Raw genomic sequence first — 5,933 nt, 5'->3', positions numbered from 1 at the left:
GAGTTCTCGTCAATTCAGAACATAAAGTGATTAGTCATGATTGAATTCTCAACTTGAGAGTTTGATCCTGGCTCAGAACGAACGCTGGCGGCAGGCTTAACACATGCAAGTCGAACGCTCCGCAAGGAGAGTGGCAGACGGGTGAGTAACACGTGGGAACGTACCCTTTACTACGGAACAACTCCGGGAAACTGGAGCTAATACCGTATGTGCCCTTCGGGGGAAAGATTTATCGGTAAAGGATCGGCCCGCGTTGGATTAGCTAGTTGGTGGGGTAAAGGCCTACCAAGGCGACGATCCATAGCTGGTCTGAGAGGATGATCAGCCACATTGGGACTGAGACACGGCCCAAACTCCTACGGGAGGCAGCAGTGGGGAATATTGGACAATGGGCGCAAGCCTGATCCAGCCATGCCGCGTGTGTGATGAAGGCCTTAGGGTTGTAAAGCACTTTCACCGGAGAAGATAATGACGGTATCCGGAGAAGAAGCCCCGGCTAACTTCGTGCCAGCAGCCGCGGTAATACGAAGGGGGCTAGCGTTGTTCGGAATTACTGGGCGTAAAGCGCACGTAGGCGGATATTTAAGTCAGGGGTGAAATCCCAGAGCTCAACTCTGGAACTGCCTTTGATACTGGGTATCTTGAGTATGGAAGAGGTAAGTGGAATTGCGAGTGTAGAGGTGAAATTCGTAGATATTCGCAGGAACACCAGTGGCGAAGGCGGCTTACTGGTCCATAACTGACGCTGAGGTGCGAAAGCGTGGGGAGCAAACAGGATTAGATACCCTGGTAGTCCACGCCGTAAACGATGAATGTTAGCCGTCGGGCAGTTTACTGTTCGGTGGCGCAGCTAACGCATTAAACATTCCGCCTGGGGAGTACGGTCGCAAGATTAAAACTCAAAGGAATTGACGGGGGCCCGCACAAGCGGTGGAGCATGTGGTTTAATTCGAAGCAACGCGCAGAACCTTACCAGCCCTTGACATGTCCGGCTATCCGCAGAGATGTGGAGTTCCCTTCGGGGACCGGAGCACAGGTGCTGCATGGCTGTCGTCAGCTCGTGTCGTGAGATGTTGGGTTAAGTCCCGCAACGAGCGCAACCCTCGCCCTTAGTTGCCAGCATTCAGTTGGGCACTCTAGGGGGACTGCCGGTGATAAGCCGAGAGGAAGGTGGGGATGACGTCAAGTCCTCATGGCCCTTACGGGCTGGGCTACACACGTGCTACAATGGTGGTGACAGTGGGCAGCGAAGGAGCGATCCTGAGCTAATCTCCAAAAGCCATCTCAGTTCGGATTGCACTCTGCAACTCGAGTGCATGAAGTTGGAATCGCTAGTAATCGCGGATCAGCACGCCGCGGTGAATACGTTCCCGGGCCTTGTACACACCGCCCGTCACACCATGGGAGTTGGTTTTACCCGAAGGTAGTGCGCTAACCGCAAGGAGGCAGCTAACCACGGTAGGGTCAGCGACTGGGGTGAAGTCGTAACAAGGTAGCCGTAGGGGAACCTGCGGCTGGATCACCTCCTTTCTAAGGAAGCTGTGGAACTGGTAAGACGCCAGGCACGTATCGCAAGATATGGCCCTGGATGAACCTTCCCGTGCTTTTTAGAACATAGATGGCGCCAGTCAGGCGACCATCGCAAACGAAATACGCCGACCACGGATCGTTCATTCGATCCACATGTGTTCGGTATGGCGAGGTACCGCCGACTACGTTTCTCTTTCTTCATGAAGACAAAAAACCGCACGACCGGTTTGACTGAATGGGCCCGTAGCTCAGTTGGTTAGAGCACACGCTTGATAAGCGTGGGGTCGGTAGTTCGAGTCTACCCGGGCCCACCATTCATCTTGGTGAATGTGGTGCTGGTCGGGGTGGCGAACGCAGTCGATAAGATCGTGCGGGTTATGGTGTTGATGGACGGGCTTTATGCTAATTCCTATTGGCTTTTGCCTCCGTTTAAACGATTGGGGCTTTAGCTCAGCTGGGAGAGCACCTGCTTTGCAAGCAGGGGGTCAACGGTTCGATCCCGTTAAGCTCCACCATATTTGGTCCTGACGCTGTCGCTCTCTGCGAGAGCTGCGCTCCGGACGGGCCGCCGAACGATCGGCGCCGGCCTCTGGCCTTGCGAAGCTTCGCTTCGTTGGCTGTCGAGGCTCCATTGTCTTCTGAAGAAATAAAGGTTTGCACGACGCATCTGCGTTTGTGCCTGTTCTGCAAAATTGTGAAGAGAAGATTGATCTGGATGCTTCCAGGTATTTTTGGGGTTTTAAACCTCAAAGATGTCCGAGCCCGGTTCTGATGATACCAAGGATGACCTAGCCGGTCGGATCTGGAGGAAGAGCTGGAGTAGGTAGGAAGCATGTCACTCTGGTCGGTCGTTGTTGGTGTTTTGGGGCTTGCTCTAAACCACCTCTGACGACTTATTGATGTCCGTTTGCTAACCGCGCGGACCCGGATTTAATCTCGAGAAGCTGGTCTTAAAGACAAGTTTGCAAGCGGGTCGCTCGGCGTGACCCCAAAAAAGCAGGCTTGTCGAACACGTTGATGGCATCATGAGAAGGTTGGGTTGTAAAAGGTAGCCCTTCCGCTTGCTCCTTTGGGGTGAGCTATATTGATGAGCATTGGCAATGAGAACGATGAAGTGTTTTAAGGGCATTTGGTGGATGCCTTGGCATGCACAGGCGAAGAAGGACGTGATACGCTGCGAAAAGCCGTGGGGAGCTGCGAATAAGCTTTGATCCATGGATCTCCGAATGGGGCAACCCACCTTAAATACCTAGAAAGTTTAAGTCGTCTTTCGGGACGGTTTAGATTTCTAGGTATTGTTAATAAGGTATCTTGTCTTGAATACATAGGGACAAGAAGCGAACTCAGGGAACTGAAACATCTAAGTACCTGAAGGAAAGGACATCAACCGAGACTCCGTAAGTAGTGGCGAGCGAACGCGGACCAGGCCAGTGGCAATGTTGAATAAAGCTGAACAGGTTGGAAAGCCTGGCTAGAGTGGGTGATAGCCCCGTAAGCGTAGAACAGACATTGTCCTTGAGTAGGGCGGGACACGTGAAATCCTGTCTGAACATGGGGAGACCACTCTCCAAGCCTAAGTACTCGTGCATGACCGATAGCGAACAAGTACCGTGAGGGAAAGGTGAAAAGCACCCCGACAAGGGGAGTGAAATAGAACCTGAAACCGGATGCCTACAAGCAGTCGGAGGGCGCTCTTTTTAGTAAGGGGCCTGACGGCGTACCTTTTGTATAATGGGTCAACGACTTAGTGTATCTAGCAAGCTTAAGCCGGTAGGTGTAGGCGCAGCGAAAGCGAGTCTGAATAGGGCGATTTAGTTAGATGCATTAGACCCGAAACCGAGTGATCTAGCCATGAGCAGGCTGAAGGTTGGGTAACACCAACTGGAGGGCCGAACCCGCATCTGTTGCAATAGATTGGGATGACTTGTGGCTAGGGGTGAAAGGCCAATCAAACTCGGAGATAGCTGGTTCTCCGCGAAATCTATTTAGGTAGAGCGTCGACCGAATACCCTCGGGGGTAGAGCACTGGATGGGCTATGGGGACTCACCGTCTTACTGATCCTAACCAAACTCCGAATACCGAGGAGTACTAGTCGGCAGACACACGGCGGGTGCTAACGTCCGTCGTGAAGAGGGCAACAACCCTGACCTCCAGCTAAGGTCCCCAAGTCATGGCTAAGTGGGAAAGGATGTGAGGATCCCAAAACAACCAGGATGTTGGCTTAGAAGCAGCCATCATTTAAAGAAAGCGTAACAGCTCACTGGTCTAAATAAGGGTCTTTGCGCCGAAAATGTAACGGGGCTAAAGCCATGCACCGAAGCTGAGGATATGCACGCAAGTGTATGTGGTAGCGGAGCGTTCCGTAAGTCTGTGAAGGAGGACCCGTGAGGGCCTCTGGAGATATCGGAAGTGCGAATGTTGACATGAGTAACGATAAAGGGGGTGAGAGACCCCCTCGCCGAAAGACCAAGGGTTCCTGCTTAAAGTTAATCTGAGCAGGGTTAGCCGGCCCCTAAGGCGAGGCAGAAATGCGTAGTCGATGGGAACCACGTTAATATTCGTGGGCCTGGTGGTAGTGACGGATCGCGTAAGTTGTACCTCCTTATTGGATTGGATGTGCAGCGGGGCGGTTCCAGGAAATAGCTCCACCGTATAGACCGTACCCGAAACCGACACAGGTGGTCAGGTAGAGCATACCAAGGCGCTTGAGAGAACTATGTTGAAGGAACTCGGCAAATTGCACGCGTAACTTCGGAAGAAGCGTGACCCCTTTTTACGCAAGTGGAAAGGGGTGGCACAGACCAGGGGGTAGCGACTGTTTATCAAAAACACAGGGCTCTGCGAAGTCGAAAGACGACGTATAGGGCCTGACGCCTGCCCGGTGCTGGAAGGTTAAAGGGAGAGGTGCAAGCTTTGAACTGAAGCCCCAGTAAACGGCGGCCGTAACTATAACGGTCCTAAGGTAGCGAAATTCCTTGTCGGGTAAGTTCCGACCTGCACGAATGGCGTAACGACTTCCCCGCTGTCTCCAACATAGACTCAGTGAAATTGAATTCCCCGTGAAGATGCGGGGTTCCTGCGGTTAGACGGAAAGACCCCGTGCACCTTTACTATAGCTTTACACTGGCATTCGTGTCGGCATGTGTAGGATAGGTGGTAGGCTTTGAAGCGGGGACGCCAGTTCTCGTGGAGCCATCCTTGAAATACCACCCTTATCGTCATGGATGTCTAACCGCGGTCCGTTATCCGGATCCGGGACAGTGTATGGTGGGTAGTTTGACTGGGGCGGTCGCCTCCGAAAGAGTAACGGAGGCGCGCGATGGTGGGCTCAGACCGGTCGGAAATCGGTCGTCGAGTGCAATGGCATAAGCCCGCCTGACTGCGAGACTGACAAGTCGAGCAGAGACGAAAGTCGGTCATAGTGATCCGGTGGTCCCGCGTGGAAGGGCCATCGCTCAACGGATAAAAGGTACGCCGGGGATAACAGGCTGATGACCCCCAAGAGTCCATATCGACGGGGTTGTTTGGCACCTCGATGTCGGCTCATCGCATCCTGGGGCTGGAGCAGGTCCCAAGGGTTTGGCTGTTCGCCAATTAAAGCGGTACGTGAGCTGGGTTCAGAACGTCGTGAGACAGTTCGGTCCCTATCTGCCGTGGGTGTAGGAATATTGACAGGATCTGTCCCTAGTACGAGAGGACCGGGATGGACATATCTCTGGTGGACCTGTTGTCGTGCCAACGGCATAGCAGGGTAGCTATATATGGAAGGGATAACCGCTGAAGGCATCTAAGCGGGAAACCCACCTGAAAACGAGTATTCCCTATCAGGGCCGTGGAAGACGACCACGTTGATAGGAGGCGTGTGGACGTGCAGTAATGCATGAAGCTTAGCCTTACTAATAGCCCGATTGGCTTCATCGTTCTCATTGACTATGCTCATCAAGGTGCTGCGCACCTTGATGATGACATCTGTTTTGTCCTGACGCGCGAAAAAACGCTCCGGACGGGCCGTGACACTGGTCACGACGGCCTCTGGCCTTGCGGAGCTACGCTCCGACAAACCAGCCGGCAAACAAAGACGTGTTCAACTAAGACAAAAGGGGGTTCGCCCCCGCCAGCTTCTCGATAAAGCGTTGCAATGGTCGCCCATTGCCACGCATACATTGCCCTTAATCGACCTGGTGGTCATTGCGGGGTGGCTGCACCCGTTCCCTTTCCGAACACGGCCGTGAAACACCCCTGCGCCAATGGTACTCCGTCTTAAGACGCGGGAGAGTAGGTCGCTGCCAGGTCTATTAAAGGCAATGCCATCCATAAGGATGGACCAAACAATCTTCTCACACATAACAAACCGGCCCCTGGCCAAACCAAGGGCCGCTCCCAAAGCGGCCTTTTGTCGTTG

General features: G+C 53.4%; 2 tRNA genes and 3 rRNA genes. All 5 read left to right on the top strand.

Annotation, left to right across the window (positions count from 1 at the left end):
- Positions 1-49: 49 nt before the first annotated feature.
- The 5 genes from IFT59_RS22975 (at position 50) to rrf (ending at position 5,823) form a co-directional block, all read left to right on the top strand.
- Positions 50-1,530 (top strand): 16S ribosomal RNA (locus IFT59_RS22975).
- Positions 1,531-1,767: 237 nt separating this feature from the next.
- A tRNA-Ile gene (locus IFT59_RS22970) sits at positions 1,768-1,844 on the top strand.
- A gap of 125 nt (positions 1,845-1,969) precedes the next feature.
- A tRNA-Ala gene (locus IFT59_RS22965) sits at positions 1,970-2,045 on the top strand.
- 593 nt (positions 2,046-2,638) lie between these two features.
- A 23S ribosomal RNA gene (locus tag IFT59_RS22960) occupies positions 2,639-5,452 on the top strand.
- A gap of 256 nt (positions 5,453-5,708) precedes the next feature.
- Positions 5,709-5,823: ribosomal RNA gene (gene rrf / locus IFT59_RS22955) — 5S ribosomal RNA — on the top strand.
- Together the 16S, 23S and 5S rRNA genes with 2 tRNA genes alongside form the textbook arrangement of a ribosomal RNA operon.
- Positions 5,824-5,933: the final 110 nt, after the last annotated feature.

Source organism: Rhizobium sp. CFBP 8752 (genome assembly GCF_014842035.1).
Taxonomy (GTDB): domain Bacteria; phylum Pseudomonadota; class Alphaproteobacteria; order Rhizobiales; family Rhizobiaceae; genus Neorhizobium; species Neorhizobium soli.
This window is presented reverse-complemented; position numbering and strand designations above follow the sequence as displayed.